General features: G+C 72.1%; 10 protein-coding genes. 5 read left to right on the top strand and 5 right to left on the bottom strand.

Annotation, left to right across the window (positions count from 1 at the left end; translation table 11 throughout):
* Window positions 1-22 precede the first annotated feature (22 nt).
* Window positions 23-2,950: a type 2 lanthipeptide synthetase LanM family protein gene (locus ACIBVP_RS06200; RefSeq protein WP_396104867.1), complete on the bottom strand. Its 2,928-nt coding sequence runs from the start codon at window positions 2,948-2,950 to the stop codon at window positions 23-25.
* Between the two features lie 228 nt (window positions 2,951-3,178).
* On the opposite strand from ACIBVP_RS06200, the gene ACIBVP_RS06195 reads away from it, so the two are divergent.
* Together ACIBVP_RS06195 and ACIBVP_RS06190 are read left to right on the top strand one after the other, a co-directional pair.
* A complete protein-coding gene (locus ACIBVP_RS06195; protein ID WP_396104866.1) occupies window positions 3,179-3,778 on the top strand; it encodes a LuxR C-terminal-related transcriptional regulator in 600 nt (199 codons plus the stop codon).
* Complete coding sequence (locus ACIBVP_RS06190; protein ID WP_396104865.1) at window positions 3,775-4,362, top strand: LuxR C-terminal-related transcriptional regulator; 588 nt, start codon at window positions 3,775-3,777, stop codon at window positions 4,360-4,362. Before ACIBVP_RS06195 ends, ACIBVP_RS06190 begins: the two co-directional genes overlap by 4 nt.
* A gap of 61 nt (window positions 4,363-4,423) precedes the next feature.
* Here the strand turns inward: ACIBVP_RS06190 and ACIBVP_RS06185 are convergent, their stop codons facing one another.
* From ACIBVP_RS06185 to ACIBVP_RS06170, 4 genes are all read right to left on the bottom strand, one after another.
* A complete protein-coding gene (locus ACIBVP_RS06185; protein WP_396104864.1) occupies window positions 4,424-7,342 on the bottom strand; it encodes an ATP-binding protein in 2,919 nt (972 codons plus the stop codon).
* A gap of 82 nt (window positions 7,343-7,424) precedes the next feature.
* Window positions 7,425-7,664, bottom strand: a complete 240-nt coding sequence (locus tag ACIBVP_RS06180) for a hypothetical protein (protein WP_396104863.1) — start codon at window positions 7,662-7,664, stop codon at window positions 7,425-7,427.
* A complete protein-coding gene (locus tag ACIBVP_RS06175; protein ID WP_396104862.1) occupies window positions 7,661-10,705 on the bottom strand; it encodes a type 2 lanthipeptide synthetase LanM family protein in 3,045 nt (1,014 codons plus the stop codon). Before ACIBVP_RS06175 ends, ACIBVP_RS06180 begins: the two co-directional genes overlap by 4 nt.
* A 74-nt stretch (window positions 10,706-10,779) precedes the next feature.
* Window positions 10,780-11,763: a hypothetical protein gene (locus ACIBVP_RS06170; protein WP_396104861.1), complete on the bottom strand. Its 984-nt coding sequence runs from the start codon at window positions 11,761-11,763 to the stop codon at window positions 10,780-10,782.
* A 272-nt stretch (window positions 11,764-12,035) separates the two neighbouring features.
* On the opposite strand from ACIBVP_RS06170, the gene ACIBVP_RS06165 reads away from it, so the two are divergent.
* The 3 genes from ACIBVP_RS06165 to ACIBVP_RS06155 are packed head-to-tail and all read left to right on the top strand — an operon-like array spanning window position 12,036 to window position 16,969.
* A complete protein-coding gene (locus ACIBVP_RS06165; protein WP_396104860.1) occupies window positions 12,036-14,213 on the top strand; it encodes a peptidase domain-containing ABC transporter in 2,178 nt (725 codons plus the stop codon).
* A gap of 8 nt (window positions 14,214-14,221) precedes the next feature.
* Entirely contained in the window at window positions 14,222-16,807 is a 2,586-nt protein-coding gene (lanKC, locus tag ACIBVP_RS06160; RefSeq protein ID WP_396104859.1) for a class III lanthionine synthetase LanKC, read from the top strand.
* 36 nt (window positions 16,808-16,843) lie between these two features.
* Window positions 16,844-16,969 carry a hypothetical protein gene (locus tag ACIBVP_RS06155; RefSeq protein WP_396104858.1) on the top strand — a complete coding sequence of 42 codons (126 nt, stop codon included), beginning with the start codon at window positions 16,844-16,846 and terminating at the stop codon, window positions 16,967-16,969.
* The last annotated feature ends 176 nt before the right edge of the window (window positions 16,970-17,145 follow it).

Here is a 17,145-nt window from a genome sequence, read left to right as displayed (position 1 = left end):
CCAACGGATTTCGATGTGCGGTTCAGCGTTCTTCTGGTCGTAGCAACAACACGGGGGGCACGTCGCGTGGAGCGGCGAGCCGCAACATCCCGTAGCCGATGCCGGCGAAGCCGGTCAGCAGACCTGGTGTGGGGGTCGAGCCCGGCGTGCCGCACACGGGCCCGTGCCTGCGCAGCAGTTCCAGCACGGGACCGATGCGGCGCGACAGCGCGCGGGCGGCGAGCTCCCGGTACGGGTCGGTGCCCGCGAGCGTGGTGAGCACCTCGAGCACGCCCAACTCGCCGTGGCAGAGCGACAGGTCTCGGCGCACGGGTCCGTCGGCCATGGCGACGATGTCGGCGGCGGACACCTGATCCGGTGCACACGATGCGGCGAGCGCCAGGCCGGGCCCGCCCTCGCACCAGCCGCCGGAGGTGGCCGTGGCACGAGCCGCGACCAGCGCTGCCGCACGGCGCCCGGCGTCCCGGTGGACCGCGTCAGGACCGGCCGTGCGGAGCGCCCAGGCGGCGCCGGCGAGGCCGTCGGCGAAGGACAGCGGGCGCGTGCCCGCGTCCTGGTCGACGAGATCGGCGAGCCGGTCCGCGCACTCGCGTGCCACCGTCGCCGCGGTGTCGACCCCGAGGTCGGTGTGCACGGCGGTCATGGCGGCGAGGCACCCGGCGAGGCCGCTCGCCCAGCCGAGCTCGGTCGTGCTGCCCGCGGACTTGGCGGCCAGCTCGGTGAGGTGCGCGGCGCAGTCCCGCAGGACCGGGGTGTCGAGCAGACGGCCGAGCCGGGCCAGCGCGTAGGTGATGCCGCCGAGACCGGTCAGGCCACCCCAGCCCGCCGCCTCGGCCAGCTCTGGCCGGGCCGCGAACGCGTCGGTGAACGCGGGTGCGTCCGCGACAACGCGGGCGGCCTGCTCCGCGTACCGGCCGATGCCGGTGACCTCGGCGAGCTGGGCGAGGAACAACGCGACGCCGAGGTAGCCGGTGCCCAGGCTCGCGCCCATCGGCAGCACCAGCCACTGGCCGTCGACGTGCTCCAGGCCGAGCCAGTTGACGTGCTCCCCGCCCGCCGCGTGGGCGACGATCCGGTCCGCCATCGCACGGGCCGCCGTGACCAGCACGTCCGGGTGTACCACCGAGTTCGCGGAGACCCCGGGCAGCGCGCCGGCCCGCGGGTGCGCGTGGGAGCCGCCGCGAGTGGCGAGGGTGGCCGAAATGATCCACTCCTGTGCGTGCCGGTCCACTTCGCCCATCCCGGCGAGCGTCTCCAGCGCCGCCGTCACGCCCGCCTTGGGCAGCGCCACCGGCAGGGGTGTCCCGTTCGGCGACCGCAGCTCACCGGTGCCCGCGCAAGCCAGGAACATCGGCACGTCGCCGTCCCACATGGCGGCCAGTTCGTGCGTGACCAGCCTGCCGAACAGCGGGTGCCCGGCACGACCGGCGTACAGCACGGACAGCGCCTCGTCGCGGTCGAGCCCGTCGCGCAGCACGTCCGGGTGGGTGGTCTCGTCGAGCAAAGTCGCGTACACCCAGCTCGGCCGGGCCACCACCCGGACCTCCAGGTCCGCGCACGCCCTGATCAGCGCCGCGAAGTCGGCGGCGTGCGCGGTGATGGCGTCGTACGCCTGCCGGAACCCGGTCAGCAGGGCCTGCTCGTGGTCAACGGGGTCGAGGTCGGCCCCGCCGACGCGCGGCCGGTTCGCCGAACCGGTCATCACCAGCTCACGACGGGTGATACGCATCCGGTCGGTACCGGCGTCGAGCCAGTCGACCACGCTCGTCGGGGAGGCACCGCCGCGGTCGCCGCCCAGCCCGGAGAGGTCGGCGACCCCCTGCTCACCGACGACCATGAGCGGCAGCAGCGAGGTGCGGTAGACGGACGAGGACAACATGTCGGTGGCCGGGTCACCGGTGCCCGCCGTGAGCTCGGCGTTGAACAGCGTCTCGGTGTCGATCAGGACCGGCACGTCACCCTCGGCGATGACGTTCTCGTAGTGCATGTCCGTGGCGCGCAGCAGGTGCAGCACCGCGAGCAGTGCGCCCTGGCGGCGGTAGAACCGGTCGGCGCCGGCAGGACCGGTCAGCTCACGGGCCGGGGCGAACTCGGACCAGCCGTACCCGGGCCGGGCGAGCGTCGTGACCGCGCGCGGGCACTGCCCGGGAAGCACCTCCGCCAGCAGTCCGAGGAACCGGCCGACCCGGACCTGGGTCGTCACGTCACGCGGTTTGTAGACGATACGGCTGCCGTCGGCGAAGTCGATGAAGGCCACCGACCGGCCGCCGTTGTGGCGGTCACCGCGTCCGGGCACGATGGCGGTGACCGGGCCCGGGTCCGTGCCGCCGAGCAGGTCCGACACGATCATGGCGCGGTCCTCGGCGAGGCGTGCCAGCAACTCCAGCGTGGCGGCCACGGTGGCGTCGGTGGTCTGGGCGAGCAGCCGCGCCAGCACCGGGTAGCGGCAGAACAGTTCGGTCAGGCCCGCCGGGGAGGCGATCACACGGGCGAAGTCGCGGAAGCGGGCGCGGCCGTCGCCGCCGATGAGGCGACCCGCGGCACGCCAGGCGTGCAGTTCGGTGACCAGCGTGCGGACGGCCTGTGCGACAAGGCTGTGGCGCAGGGCAGAGCTGACACCGGGCAGGGCCGGGTGCTCCGGCGCGGCCGCGGCGATCCGTTCGGCAGCGTCGGCGACGAACGGCGCCAGCACGCGGCCGAAGGCGTCCCGCCACGTCTCCCCCAGCTCCGCGAGGTCGGTCACGGGTTCCGCCGCGCGCACGACCCGCTCGGCGGTGTCGACCCACGCGGGCCGGGGCACCCGCGCCGCCAGCGCGGCGGGCACGTCGGCCGCGGCCGACGCGGCGGCGTGCCCGCGGTCGGTGCCACGCTCGTGCAGCGCCAGCGCCGGTGCCCACCAGGCCGGGTCCGGCCAGGTCGTGGGCCCCGTGTTCGGGCTGGTAGGCGTCATGTGCCACACACTGCCGGGCGGCGACACCCACGTCATGAGGGTCGAACCCGCACATTCTCGCGCCTGCCGTCCCGCACCCGCACCGCGGACCGCGGGCCCCGCACGTCCCGATGACGTGTTCGTGCAGGTGGCGACGTACGGGTGAATGTGCGGGCACGCACCGGATGTGCGGGTACGCACCGCAGGCGAGGCTTCTCCCATGGTTCCGGCCGGCGAGGAGGAGTAGAGATGCGTGACCCCGTCCCCGTGAGCGTCGCGGCGCTGGACCCGATGGTGGAGTCCGGCGCGATGACCGTCCTGCGCGCCCGGCCCGACGTCGTGGTGGTGTCCCCTGTCGAGAACCCGAGGGTCGTGGTCGTGGTCGTGGACGACGTGGACGAGCGCGAACTGGACCTCGTGCGGCGCACCCGCAACGCCGCTCACCGTCCGGACATCGTGCTGGTGGCGACGGAGCTGACAACGACAGCGGCCCTGCACGCCCTGGCGGCGGGCGCCCGAGGGCTGCTGCGCAGGCGCGAGGCGAACGCCGACCGGCTCGCGCGGGCGGTCGTGGCCGCCGCCGACGGTGACACCACCGTGTTGCCGGAGATGCTGGCGGACCTCCTGACCGGCGCGCCGAGTGCGCGGGGCGCGCGTTCGGCGTTGAGTGAGCGGGAACGCGACGTGCTGCGGCTGGTGGCCGACGGTCAGGACACGGACGAGATCGCGCGGGAGCTGAGCTACTCGCCGAGGACGGTGGCGAGCGTGGTGCACGACGTGATCAGCCGGTTCCGGCTGCGGAACCGCGCGCACGCGGTGGCGTACGCGTTGCGGGCGGGGTTGCTGTGAGCGCGCCGACGCTGTCCGCGGACGTGCTGCCGGTCCACGTGATCGCCGGTCCGTCGGTGTTCGCCATGCTCGACGGCCTCGATGTGGCGGTCGTCCCGTCGCCGGTGCCGGCCGGTGTGGTGCTGTCCGCCGCACCGACGATGGCCAAGGCCCTCGCGGCGGCGTCCGGGTGCGAATGCCTCGTGGTCATGGTGGACACGCTCACCCGCGAGGATCTGCTGTGCGCCCTGCGGGCCGGCGTGAGCGCCGTCCTCCCTGCCCCCACGACCACACCGGCACAACTGGCGTCGGCACTGACGGCAGCGCGAGCCGGCGACAGCCGCGTGCCGAACGAACTGCTGGTCCGCGCACTGGGCGGAGCGGCGAGTCCGGGTTGTCGGCCCGCCCCGCCCCCGCGGCTGACCAACCGCCAGGTGGCGGTGCTCCGCCTGATGGCCGACGGACTGGGCAACGCGGGCATCGCGGGCAGCCTGTCGTGCTCGGAGCACACGGTGAAGAACGTCATCTACGAACTCATGTCCCGCCTCAATGCACGCAACCGCGCCCACGCGGTGGCGACAGCGGTCCGCCACGGGTTCATTTAGATGCCCTCAGACACGAACGTCATGGATCGCCTCGCCCTGACGGCTCCGGTGCGCTTGCTCGTCATCCCTGCCGCAGGCGGTGGAGCTTCGTCATGACGAAGTCGCGCAGCGCACCGCGGTTGGGCAGATTGGTCTTGCTGATCAGGTTGGAGACGTGGCGCTCGACGGTCCTCGTCGACAGGTGCAACTGTTCGGCGATCTCCCGGTTTCCCAGGCGATCGGCCAACAGCCGAAGGACCTCGTACTCACGAGCTGTCACACCGCGAAGGCGCAGATCCGGCGGGATCTGTTCGGCACCGTCCCGGTTCTGGAGCACGCGGACGCCGGCGCGGCGGAGAAGGCGGCGGCACGCGCCGACCACGGGTGGTACCTCGATGCGCCGGAAGTAGGCCTCCGCCGCGCGCAGCCAGGGCACCGGCTCGCCCCAGTCGTCGTCCAGTGCGGCCTCACCGACCAGGCGCAGGCCGAGATGACGGCCCATCGGATACGGCTGTCCCTCCCGCAGCGCCTCGTCGACCTCCGCGACCGCCTCGGCACCTCTCCCGAGCCGGCCGAGCAGCACCGCCTTGGCGAAGGTCGCGAACTGCCGGTCCCAGCGCAGAGCGGACGCCGGATTGGCCATGAGTTCGGTCAGCTCGCCCACGGTGAGATCACCGGCGAGTGCCCGGAGCAGCGGACGCATGCCGTACGTGCCCGAGAGGTGGAACACGGTGGAACTGGGGATGTGCGCCGCCTCGGCGGCAGCCATCTCCTGGACGGCGACATCTCGCCGCTCCTCCAGCAGGGCGCAGAACACCTTGGCCAGGCCATGCACCCGTGGTGCGTGCAGAACAGCGTCACCCTTGTGCTGTTCGAACTCGGACAGCGCGTCGTCGAGCTCCGCCCGCGACCCGCGATGGGCGCCGAGCACGGCACGCAACAGCAGCACGTACTGGGTGATCTCGACGAGCTGCATCGTGATCGTGGTGTCGAGCACCCGGCTGACGAGCGCAGCGGCGTCGTCGAACTCGCCCCTCAGGACCAGGTGCAGGGCGATGCTGGCCTCCGCCTGGCACTGCGCGGTGACGGCGCCGACCTCACTCGCGCGTTCCCGCGCCAGCTCCAGGCGGGTGATCTCGCCCGCGCGCAGCGCGTCATCGTTGCCGAGCCGGATCAGCGTGTGCATCTCGGCGATCGGCAGACCGCGCCTGCTCGCGATCGACAGTGCACGCTCGAGGCACGCGGTCGCCTCCGCCGGATCACGTGGCCGGGTCACCGCGCCCAGCAGCTGCCACGCCTGACAGGCGATCTCCGGCAGGTCCATGCGGTCCGCGATGCGTGCCGCGTTGCGGGCCAGATCCTCGGCTATCGCCAACTGCCCACCACCTGGCAGGTCCAGCGCGAGGTGCGCGGCCACGATGTCGACCTCCGCGAGCTGTACGGCATCCGGGTCGTCGCCGAGCAGCCGTCGCGCCGACGCGACATGAGTGAGCCCGTCGTCCGTGTAGCCGGCGATCATGGCTGCCCACGCGGCCTTCGTGTGAATGACCGCCCGCCGACGTGCGGGCACGCTCGCGAGCCGGTCGAGTTCGGCGACCGCCGCGATGGCACGGCGCACGTACCCGGCCTCGACAAGGGCCAGGATCAGCACGTCGAGTGTCTGGGCCCGGCGTTCCACGCTCGAATCGGCGAGCAACTGCCACGCCTGCTCGAGGAGCGCGACGGCCGGCTTGGCCGCCCCGATCGTCAGGGTCCGGCGACCGAGCTCGGTGAGCAACTCGCCGGCGCGGCCGCCCTCACCTGCCGCCAGCCACAGAGTGGCCGCGATCTGGCACCACTCCCCGTCAAGGCCGGGGTACAGGGTCTCGACCGTACCGGCCACGACGCGTGCGAGCCCCGCCCGTTCGTCGTCGGGCAGCTGACCCGTCACCGCCTGCCACGTCAGCTGATGCCGGAACCGATACCAGTCGGCGCTCTGCTCGTCCGGCCGCACGAAGTGCGCGATGGCCTCCGTCTGCAACAGCCGCAGGAGGTGCTGGTCGTTCGCCCCGATCACCTGCTGGACCACCGGCAGCGGGAACCGCATACCGAACGCGGCGGCGACCGACAGCACGGCACGGGCCTGCTCGGAGAGTTTCACGAACCGGCCGCCGATCGGGTGGGCGAGGTCGGTACCCGCGCCGGCGGGCACCGCCTCGGTGAGCAGCCACTGCCCCGCGGTCTCGACGAGAACCTTGTGGTCCACGAGGTCGGCGACGATTTCCTCGGCCAGGCAGGGGTTGCCACCGCTGCCCGCGAGCACCACCTCGACCGCTTCGGCGGCCACCTTCCCAGGTGGCGCACCGAGACAGTTGGCGATCAGGCCTTCCAGGTCGCCGCGAGTCAGCGGATCGAGCGCGAGCAGGGTCGCGCGGCCCCGGCGCACCGCGGAGCGCGCCATCGTCATGGCAGCGCAGTCCTGGTCGAGCAGCGCGCCGAGGATCATGGTCGGCTGCTGACCGATGTTGTCGATCAGGTACTCGAGCACAGCCAGGGTCTCGGAATCGGCGTTCTGCAGGTCGTCGATGACGACGAGGCATCCGCGCTGTCCGGCCGCCAGCCGGGTCACGCGCACGACACCTTCCGCCAGCACGACGAGGAGGTCGTCTTCCCGGCTCGCACCGGGCACACTCCAGTCCGGCACCAGCCGACCGAGGATGGGACCGTATGGCCCCAGGTCGGCGGGGTCGAGCGGGGTCACGCGCAACATCGACAGCAGTGCCTCCGCCAGCGGCCGGAACGGCATCAACGGGTCGAGCGTGCTCGCTCTGCCCCGCATGAGCGTCATCCCGCCGGTGAACGCGGCGTCCGCCACCGCGTTCACCAGTCGGGTCTTGCCGATACCGCTGGGGCCCGTGACGAAAACCGTCCTGCCTCCGCCGTCCGCGGCCGCGGCCAGATCGCGGTGCAATGCCATGAGCACGTCGTCTCTGCCCACGAGGGTCGGCGAGTGGAGGAGCACCAACGCACCTTAAGCCTGCGATGTACGACGAACCGGCGGTTCAGCGAGGATGACGAACTTTGGCGCAACGGCTTGGGGCCGATCAGGGGCCGGTCGGACAGCATGTGGTGTGTGTGCCGGCGACGATGTCCGGATCCCCGGAGAGCAACCCCAGCGCGAGTATGCCGATCGGTGCCGCCGTGATGGCGAGAGCCGCGACGCTCCTCCCGAACGTCACGACCGGGAAGCACCAGACCGGGCCGGCCGGGTGTTCGTCGGCGAGCAGGTCCGAACCGGTCGCCAGTCGTGCTGCCTCGTGCGCCGTGTGGTCGTTCTCGTTCATCCCCTGTTCCTCTCTGTTCGGGCTGGTGAAACGGGAAATCGCGGCGGGTCCGCGGGTTCGAGGAGGAGCACCGACGGCGTCGTGTCCGGGGCCGCGAGCCGCAGAAGCGCGTAGCCGATGCCGGACAGGCCGTTGAGCAGGCCAGGTGTGGCAAGCCGGTCCGGGACGCCGCACCACGGCTCGTCGTGCTGCACCGTGGCGAGCACCCGGCTGACGCGTCGGCGCAACCCCACGGCGATGTCGTCGGGTACCGGGCCCTGGCGTCCGAGCGCACCGAGCACCTCGACGACACCCAGCTCGCCATGACACAGGCTCAGGTCTCCTGGTCGGCCGACGTCCGGGTCCGGTTCTGGCCACGGGGTGTCCGCGCCGATCCCGGCGGAGGCAACGGCCAGCAGCGCGCCTGCCGGTCCGGAACACCAGCCACCGCGCGCCGCGTCGGCGGTCGCCGTCGACGCGACGTGCCGACCGAGGTCCGCGTGTGCCGGCGAACCGTGGTTGGCCAGGGCCCAGCCGATGCCGGCCCGTCCCCTGGCGAACCCGCCGGGCAGGCCCGCTCCTGGACCGTCACGCCCGGCGAAGAAGGCGCCAAGCAGTTCTGCGCAGTCGTTCGCGACGTCCGCCGCTGCCGAAAACCCGAGGTCGGTGTGCACCGCGGTCATCGCAGCGAGACAACCGGCGTGACCCGCGGTCCACGTCGGATCGGTGGTGCGGCCCGCGACCTCGCCGGCCAGTCCGACCGCGAACTCCGCGGCATCGCGCAGGCCCGCGTCGTCCAGCAACGCGCCCACCCGTGCCGCACCGTAGGCGATTCCCCCGAGCCCGGTCAGCCCGCCACACCCGACCGCGTCCACGAGCGCGGGCCGCGAGGCGATGTGGCCGAGCGCGGTGGGCAGTGCACGCACGGCGAGCGCCGCGTGCTCGGTGTAGCGTGCGATCCCGGTTGCCGCACCCAGCTGCGCGAGAAACAGTGCGACACCGAGGTAGCCGGTCGCCAACCCGGCGCCGAGCGGCAGCACGAGCCACTGTCGTTCCTCCACCAACTCGACACCGAGCCAGTTGACGCGCTCCCGCCCCCGGTGGGCAGAAGCGACGAGCCGGTCCCCCATCGTGCACGCCGCGGCGATCAGGGCATCGGGGTCGGCCGGGGCTCCGGCGGGCAGCGGCTCGGCGACGTGATCGGCGACGTGTGCGGTCGCCTGGCTGCGGGTGGCCAATGTCGCCGCGACGACCCACTCCTGATCTCGCCGGGTGGTGTCGTCCATGGCGTCGAGCGCGTCAAGCGCCTGGTGCAGTCCCGGCGTAGGAAGGCGAACGCCGGTCGGATCTCCCGCGGAGTCACACACGACGGCACGGCCTGCCGTCATGGTGAACATCGGCACGTCACCCGCCCACAGGTCCGCGATCTCGTGTGCCGCCAGCCGCCGAAGCGGACCGGTCGCTGTCGCCGAGCACAGCATCGCGAGCGCCCTGTCACGGGACAGCCCGTCGGCGAGCAGGTCAGGGTGTGTGCTCTCGTCGAGCATGCTCGTGTAGATCCAGGTGGGCCGGAACACCACGCGGGTGAGCACGTTCTCGCAGGCCCTGACCAGCTCCGCGAACGCGGACTTGTGTGCCGCGATCCGGTCGTGGGCCGTGCGAAAGCCGTCGCACAGCGCGGCCTGGTGTGCCCGCGGCTCGAGCGCCTCCGTGCCTGCCCTCGGCCGGTTCGACGCGGTTCGTGCCTCGGCAGCGACGCGGACGAGGCGCATGCGGTCCGTGCCCGCGTCCTGCCACGACACCCTGCTCACGGGAGACCGGTCGGCGTCACCGCCCAGTCCCGAAAGGTCCCATGTCCCGTGGTCGCCGACCGCGATCAACGGCAGCAACGCGGTCCGGTAGACCGAGTCGGCGAGCGCGGCGGCGGCCGGGTCACCGCCCTGGTCCGCCGTCAGCGCCGGGTGGAACAGCGTCTCGACGTCGACCACGACCGGTGTGTCACCCGCGGCGATGACATTCGCGTAGTGCATGTCGGTGGCGCGGACCGCGTGCAACAGCGCCAGCAGTGCGCCCTGCCGGAAGTAGAAGCGATCGGCGAGCGCGACGTCGGTCAGAGGTGCGGCCTCGACGTACGCCGACCACCCGTACCCCTCCCGCACCAGAGTGGGCACGGCACGAAGACCGAGGCCTTCGACGTGGTCGTTGAGCCAGGCCACCATGCCGGCGAGGTGTCGCTGGAGCGTCACGTCTCGTGGCTTGTAGACCAGCCGGGCACCCCCGGAGAAGGCGAGCGTGGCCACCGACCGGCCGCGGTGCGGGTCGCCCAGCCCGAAGTCGGCGCCGACGAGAACCCCGGGGTCGCCGTCCGGGAAGAGCGTCGTCACCACGTCGTGCCGGTCCTGCCGGAACCGGTCGAGCAGCTCCACCGCCGCCGTCACCGCAGCGTCGGTCATCTGTGCGAGCAGGCGCGCCAGCACCGGGTAGCGGGTGAACAGCCGCGCTCGCGCGGTGCCGGTGCTCATCTGCGCGACGAAGTCGTGGAACCGGCTGACCGGGTCGCGCCCGACGAGGGCACCGCGGTCGGCGTGCAGGCGCAGCTCAGTCACCAGGGTTCGGGTTCCCGTCGCCACGAGCCGGTCGGTCAGGGTGCGGGAGACAGCGGCCACGAACGCGTCGAGGTCGACCGACTCCGACGGCCCCCCGGCGGTGAACGCGGCGGTGATCCGCTCGGCCGCGAAGGCGACGAACGGGGCGAACACCTGGCCGAACGCGACCTCCCAGTCACCGTCGACCCGGCGGTTCTCAGTGTGGTCCGCGCCGAGAACCACCTCGTCCACGATGTCCGCCCATGCCGGTGCGAGCCCGCCGACGGCAGCGGCCGCGTTCGCCACGTCGGCGGGATCCAGCCCGAGATCCGCCAGGCGGAGTTCGAACGGGTCGGCGTTCGCGTGGGGTGTTCGCGATGGCGCCGGCGTGAACCGCTCGTGCAACGCGAGAGCGTTCGTCCACCAACCGGGCGCGAGCCCCGCCGCCGACGCGATCCCCGCCGCTGTGCTGTCCATGGTCGGATCCTGACCAGCCCCGCGATCGAAGTCATGGGTACCGGCCACGCAAATTAGTTTCCGGGCGTGGCCACTCACAGCCAGCCCTTCCTGACGGCAGCCGCACCTGCCTCGAACCTGCTGGCCGCCGCGAGCCAGGTCATCAACACGGCGATCCGCCGCCGGAGAGTGCGGGCCGAGCAGCCGACGGTGCGCGCGATCGCCTCGTCTGTGTGTCCCTCGGCGAGCAGCGCCAGCACCCGGCGGTCCGCATCGGTGGGCTCCGGTTCGCCACGACTGTCCCACGCCGCCTGCTCGCCGTCGACCCACATCCGCTCGAAAAGCCGGACGACGCCGTTGAGCAGCGCGGGCTGGCGTATCACCAGGATCCCCTGGTCGATGTCCTGGGGATCGGCGGGCACCACCGCGACGCGCTGGTCGATGACGACAACGGGGTCAGGCACGAGAGTGGTGATCCGGTACTGCGCGCCGGAGGCCCCCAGCTCGCGCGCCCGGGTGACCTGACGTTCGTCGGCGAGCAGTTCCCGGTGGCACAGGATCCGCAACAGCGCTCCTCTCCGCAGGGCACGCTGGTGCAGCGAGGACCAGGCGCTGTCCGGTCCCATGCCATGACGGCCGCCGCGGTGCACGGTGAGAACGCTGTCCCTGGTGAAGAAGGAGAGCTCGGCGAGCACCTCCCCGATCGCGTCGGCACCGGAGTGGTGCTCGACGTCGGCGGTGCCAGACCGGCCGGGCGAGTGCTGGAACCGAGCCGCCAGCTCGATCAGTTCACCGCGTGTCTCGACCACGCCTCGGTGCCTGCGCAGCAGGTCGCTCTCGAGGCGTTCGATCAACCCGGCGATCGCGACAGCCGGGTTCACCAGTGCCACCCCGCAGGGCCTGGACGACTCCGGTCGCGCCGCCCCGAGAGCCACCAGACGCTCGACGGCGACCGCGACGGCCGGCCCGTCGCCGCCCGCCGCCGCGGCCAGGTCTGCGAACGTCAGGTCGGGTCTGTCCAGCAAGGCGTTGTAGACGCGTTCCTGTACCGGCTCGAAGCCGAGATCGCTCAATGCCATGACCACCTCCGTCGTGTCGTCGGATCACTTCGGCAGAGTGCGCCGTCCGCCCCGGTGGCCGCATGAGTGACCGCCACCCAAGTTTGTCGGGATGCCGGGTGCGGCGAACCGTCATCAGTCCACAAGGGACGATCAATCTCGGCGGCACGTGTCCTGATCCGGTCAGTGCCCATGGCCGCATGTGGACGGCGAAACACCTACTGCGTGCCCGGCTCCCGCTCCTACTGTCCGTTCCAGAGCAAGGCGGGAACGGCGGAGGAAAGGTGAGTGGGTTGACTGTACGGACACTCGAACGACCACCGGCCCGTACTCGCCGCCGGACGCCGGTCCGGTACGCACTCAACCACGGGGAGACCGGAGCGGCGTGCCTTGCGGCCGTACTGAGCCACCACGGCCGGGACACGTCGGTGACCGAGACCCGGGCGATCCTGCACCGGCACGGCAGTGGTGCCACGCTCGACGACATCGCGGTGGCCGCGGAGCGTTCCGGCATGTCGGCGGCCATCGGACCGCTCGGCGCCGAGGTGACCACACCGGCGATCGTCATACGCGGCCAGCAGCACTTCGTCGTGGTGGCCCGTGCCGACCGCCACCGCGCGTGGGTCGTCGATCCGGCACTCGGACGGCAGCGGTGGCAACGGGTCGAGTTCGACCGGCGCCACGACGACACCGCCCTGCACCTCACCCCGGCCGCCCACTTCAGTCCCAGGCGGACCAGAACCCGGGACGCGGTCGTGGTGCGCTACGTCAAGACCCTGTTCAGCGCACCGGGCGGACGCGGGCTCCTGCTGTCGACGCTGCTGCTCGCCGCCGCGATGCACGGCATCGGTCTCGGCACACCGCTGCTCACCAAGGCCGTGGTCGACTCCGTCATCCCGCGTGGTGACACCGGGCTGCTCGGGGTGCTCGCGGTCGCCGTCGTCGGCACCGCGCTCCTCGCCGGCGTGCTCAGCCTGCTGCGTGCCCTCGCTCTCCTCGCGCTGCGCAGACGGGCCGACGAGGCGCTGACCGGCAGGCTCATCGGCCACCTGCTGCGGCTGCCGGTCGGCTTCTTCCTCGACCGGGGCCGCGGCGACCTCCTCATGCGACTGTCCAGTGTGTCCAGTACCAGGGAGACACTGACGCAGCAGCTGATGACCACCGTCCTCGACGGTGTCCTGCTGACCGGTTACCTGATCGGGTTGGTCGTGCTCGCCCCGGCCTATGTGCCCGCCGTCCTCCCGCTGATCGTGTTGTACGCGGCCCTGGTCGGCGCGAGCCACCGCGCACTGCGCAACCTGGTCCAACGGGAACTGGTCGCCAAGACCGACGAGCAGAACCACGTGACCGAGCTGCTCAACGCCGTGATCTCCATCAAGGCCAACGGCCTGGCCGATCGCCTGCTGGTCCGCTGGTCCCGCCTGTTCACCCGCTACCAGGAGGCAATGCTCCGCAGAGGACGTGCGGCGGCCTGGCTGACGGGCGCGCAGCGCGCGGTGAGCACGCTCGGCCCCCTGGCGTTGCTCGTCGTCGGCGCCTGGCTCGTCATCGACGGCCGGGTGAGCCTCGGCGGGATGCTCGCGGCGAATGCCGTGGCGCTGGCGGTGCTCGCACCACTGGACACGTTCGCGAACGTCGGCCAGATCTACCAGACGGTGGTGGTGCAGATGGAGCGCGTGTTCGACGTCCTGGACGCACCAGCCGAGTCCGGCGGTACCAGGACACCCGCGCCGGGCCGTGCGCTGGGCGTCGAGCTGAGCGGGGTCTCGTTCCGCTACCGCGACGACCAGCCGCCCGTGCTCCAGGACATCACGCTGCGGGCGCGGCCGGGCAGCACGATCTGCGTCGTCGGCAGGACCGGTTCCGGCAAGAGCTCACTGGGGCTGCTGGTGCTCGGCCTCGTGGCCGCCGAGTCCGGCGCGGTGGGCTACGACGGCGTACCGATCCAGGAGATGGACCTGTCCGCGTTCCGCTCCCGCTGCGGCGCCGTGCTCCAGGACCTGAGCCTGTTCAGCGGCACCGTCCGGGACAACCTCACGCTGGGCCGCCCGGACGCGAGCGAGGACGAGATCGTCGAAGCGACGACGATCGCGGGGCTGCACCACGACATCCTGGCGTTGCCGAGGCGGTACGACACGGAGATCGGCGACGGCGGCGCGGCCCTGTCCTCGGGACAGCGACAGCGGATGGCGCTGGCCAGAGCGTTGCTCAGCAAGCCGGGCCTGCTGGTCCTGGACGAGGCGACGAGCCACCTCGACCCGCGGACCGAGCGCGCCGTCAACGCCGCCCTCGACACACTGCCGGTGACCAGGGTCGTGATCTCCCACCGGCTGAGCGCGGCGCGGGCCGCGGACCAGATCGTGGTGCTGGACAGGGGCCGGATCGTCCAGCACGGCACGCACGAGACGTTGATCGAACGCCCGGGCGTCTACCGGGATCTGTTCGCCGCCGACCTTCGGCCCGGCGACTAGGAGGAACGATGCAGGAGATCTCTTTCACCTTCGCCGACCCCGACTACTACCTGCCCCTCGAGGCGGCCGCCGACGTCGGCGCGTCGTACCGGCCCTCGGCCATGCCGCCGGACTGGGCCGAGGTCACCGAGGGCATGTGGCGGTTCTGGCGCCCGGCCGGGCACACGACACCGCGACAGGGGTGGAAGGTGCACGTGTCCGCCCGCCCGGACCGGCTCTCCCCCGTGCTCGACGTGGTCGCACGTGCCTGCGCCGACCACGGGGTCCCGTTCAAGCACCTGTCGGCGCGGCTGCACTTCCTGCTGCTGAACCACAAACACGCGGCACGGCCACAGAGCGGCAAGTTCTGCGCCCTGTACCCGGCGGACGAGGCGGCGGCGCGGGCGATCATGGAGCGGCTGCGCGCCGACCTGTCCGATGAGGACGGTCCGTACATCCTCAGCGACCGCCGCTACCGGGACTCCAGGACAGTCCACTACCGCTACGGTTCGTTCGCCAGACAGCTGGTGCGGCAACCGGACGGCACCGGGCTGCCCGTCGTCCTCGGCCCGGACGGCGAACCCGTCGAGGACCGCAGGCACGTGTCGTTCGTGCTCCCGCCGACCGTCACGGACCCGTTCCTCGAGGACACCGCGGAAGAGACGCCCAGCACCAGCTTCCACGGCATCACGTTCCAGGCAGCGCTCCAGCACAGCAACGCGGGCGGCGCCTACCGCGCCCGGCACGAGGCGACCGGGCGCACCGTCCTCGTCAAGGAGGCACGCGGGCACACCGGGGTCGACTGGGGCGGGCGGTGCGCGCCGGAACGACTGCGGCGCGAGTGGCGGACGTTGCGCGAACTGCACGAGGCCTGCCCCGGCGTCGCGCCGGAACCGGTCGAGTACTTCACGGAGTGGGAACACGAGTTCCTCGTCATGGAATTCGTCGAGGGCACGCCGCTGAAGAACTGGATGGTCGCGCACAACACCCTGATCCGCTCCGCACCGACCAGGGCGGAGATGGCCCAGTACCACGACAAGTGTGTCCGCATCATGACGGCGCTGGAGAAGTTGTTCGCCGTGCTGCACGAGCACGGCTACGTCTTCGTCGACGTCAGCCCCACCAACGTGCTCGTCACAGACGACCTCGGCGTGCGCCTCGTCGACTTCGAGGCCGCCCACCGCCTCGACACCGACGACCTGCGGCCGATGGGCACGGAGGGGTTCACCCCGCCGCCCGCCCTGGTCGGCGACGACCCGGTCGTCTACGACGAGTACGGGCTGGCCGCGATCGCCCAGTTCCTCATGGCGCCGATGGCGCAGGTGATCGAGCGGCACCCGGACGCCCTGTCCCACCTGCGCCACGAGCTCGACGAGCTCGGTGACGTGCCGGAGGCGCTGTGGTCGGCCGCGACGCGCTTCCACCGCCCCTCCCCGGCCGGGAACGGCTGTCCGGCGCCCGGCGAGGTCGCCGCGGACCCGCTCCGGCACCTGCGCGAGCTCCGTGCGAAGGTCGCGACCGGACTGGCCGCGATGGCGCGACCGGATGATCCACAGTGGACCTACCCGACCGTGCCGAAGGGGTTCGGCACGAACCCGGCGTGTGTCGCGTTCGGCACCGCGGGCGTGGTCCACGCGCTGCGCGCCGCGGACGAGCCGGTCCCCGCCGCCGCGGTCGACCGGTTGCGCACCCAGGCGAGGGAAGGCGAGTTCGCGCCCGGTCTCATGTACGGCGGCAGCGGGATCGCATGGGTGCTCGCCGATCTCGGCCACCTCGACGACGCACGGCGGTTGCTCGACGCGGCGGACCGGCACCCGATCACCGGCAGCTGCCACACCTACGGCAGCGGGTCGGCCGGTGTCGCCATGGCCCACCTCGCGATGTTCGGGCACACCGGTGACCGCCACCACCTCGACCGCGCCGAGGCCATCACGCTGGCGCTGCCCGACGACCTGACTCCGGGGCTGGGCAAGGACAACGCCACCGGCCTGCTCGAGGGCCGGTGCGGGATCGCGCTGATGCTCCAGCAACTCGCGGCGGTCACCGGGGACGACCGCCTGCTCGACCGTGCCGTCCGGCTGCTGCACGAGGAACTCGACCGCGCGAGCGCACCGGACGCGCCCGACCTGGCCTTCCCGGTCTCGGACCGGGACTCCCGCAGCATGCCGTACGTGCACTGCGGTTCGGCGGGCATGCTGCTCGTCACCACCCGGTGCCTCGCGGCCCGTGACGACGAGCGGCTCCAGGACGCCCAGGAGCGGCTGCGGCTGCGGCTCGGTGGCCCGTTCACCGTCATGGCCGGCCTGTACCAGGGAATAACCGGTCTCGGCTTCGCGCTGGCCGAGCACGCCAGGCTCACCGGTGACACCACCAGCGCCGGCATGGCCACCCGGACCGGAACGGCGCTGTTCAAGTACGCCGTCCCGTGGGAGCACGGGGTCCGGTTCCTCGGCGAGGGACGCAGCCGGTACAGCGCCGACCTCTGGAGCGGCTCAGCCGGAGTGCTGTTGTTCCTGCACACGCTGCTCGAACCAGGCCAGGATCCGCTGTTCACCGTCGACCGGCTCGGCGGCCGACAGCGCCACGAACGCACGTTGCCCGGAACCACCGGATAGCAGCGTACGAATCACCACAAGGAAAAGGAGAAAACAATGCAGAACATCCTCGCCCTGCAGGAGATGTCCCAGCTCGCCGTCGAGAGCGGGGAGGACGCGGCCTCGTGGAGCACGATCAGCATCGGCATGTGCCGCAGCGACGTCAGCCTCGCCGTCTGCTGAACCAGCGAGCACGGCAACGGGACCGCACCGTGACACGCGTGTTCCGCTGACTCGTGGCGGGGGGGGGGGGGGCCCCCCCCGCCCCCCCCCCCCCCCCCAACCCCCCCCCCCCCCCCCCCCGCCCCCCGCCCCCCCCCCCCCCCCCCCGCCCCCCCCCCCGCGCCGCCCCGAACCAC

The sequence above is a fragment of the Actinophytocola sp. NPDC049390 genome, assembly GCF_044466355.1.
In the GTDB taxonomy this organism is placed as follows: Bacteria; Actinomycetota; Actinomycetes; order Mycobacteriales; family Pseudonocardiaceae; genus Actinophytocola.
Note: the sequence above shows the minus strand (reverse complement) of the source record. Positions and strands in the feature narration are given on the sequence as shown.

Bases quoted from the DNA above. Each gene is read 5' to 3' on its own strand.
- ACIBVP_RS06200 (WP_396104867.1), bottom strand. From the start codon at position 2,950: ATGACGCCTACCAGCCCGAACACGGGGCCCACGACCTGGCCGGACCCG.
- ACIBVP_RS06175 (WP_396104862.1), bottom strand. From the start codon at position 10,705: ATGGACAGCACAGCGGCGGGGATCGCGTCGGCGGCGGGGCTCGCGCCC.
- ACIBVP_RS06195 (WP_396104866.1), top strand. From the start codon at position 3,179: ATGCGTGACCCCGTCCCCGTGAGCGTCGCGGCGCTGGACCCGATGGTG.
- lanKC (WP_396104859.1), top strand. From the start codon at position 14,222: ATGCAGGAGATCTCTTTCACCTTCGCCGACCCCGACTACTACCTGCCC.
- ACIBVP_RS06180 (WP_396104863.1), bottom strand. From the start codon at position 7,664: ATGAACGAGAACGACCACACGGCGCACGAGGCAGCACGACTGGCGACC.
- ACIBVP_RS06155 (WP_396104858.1), top strand. From the start codon at position 16,844: ATGCAGAACATCCTCGCCCTGCAGGAGATGTCCCAGCTCGCCGTCGAG.
- ACIBVP_RS06170 (WP_396104861.1), bottom strand. From the start codon at position 11,763: ATGGCATTGAGCGATCTCGGCTTCGAGCCGGTACAGGAACGCGTCTAC.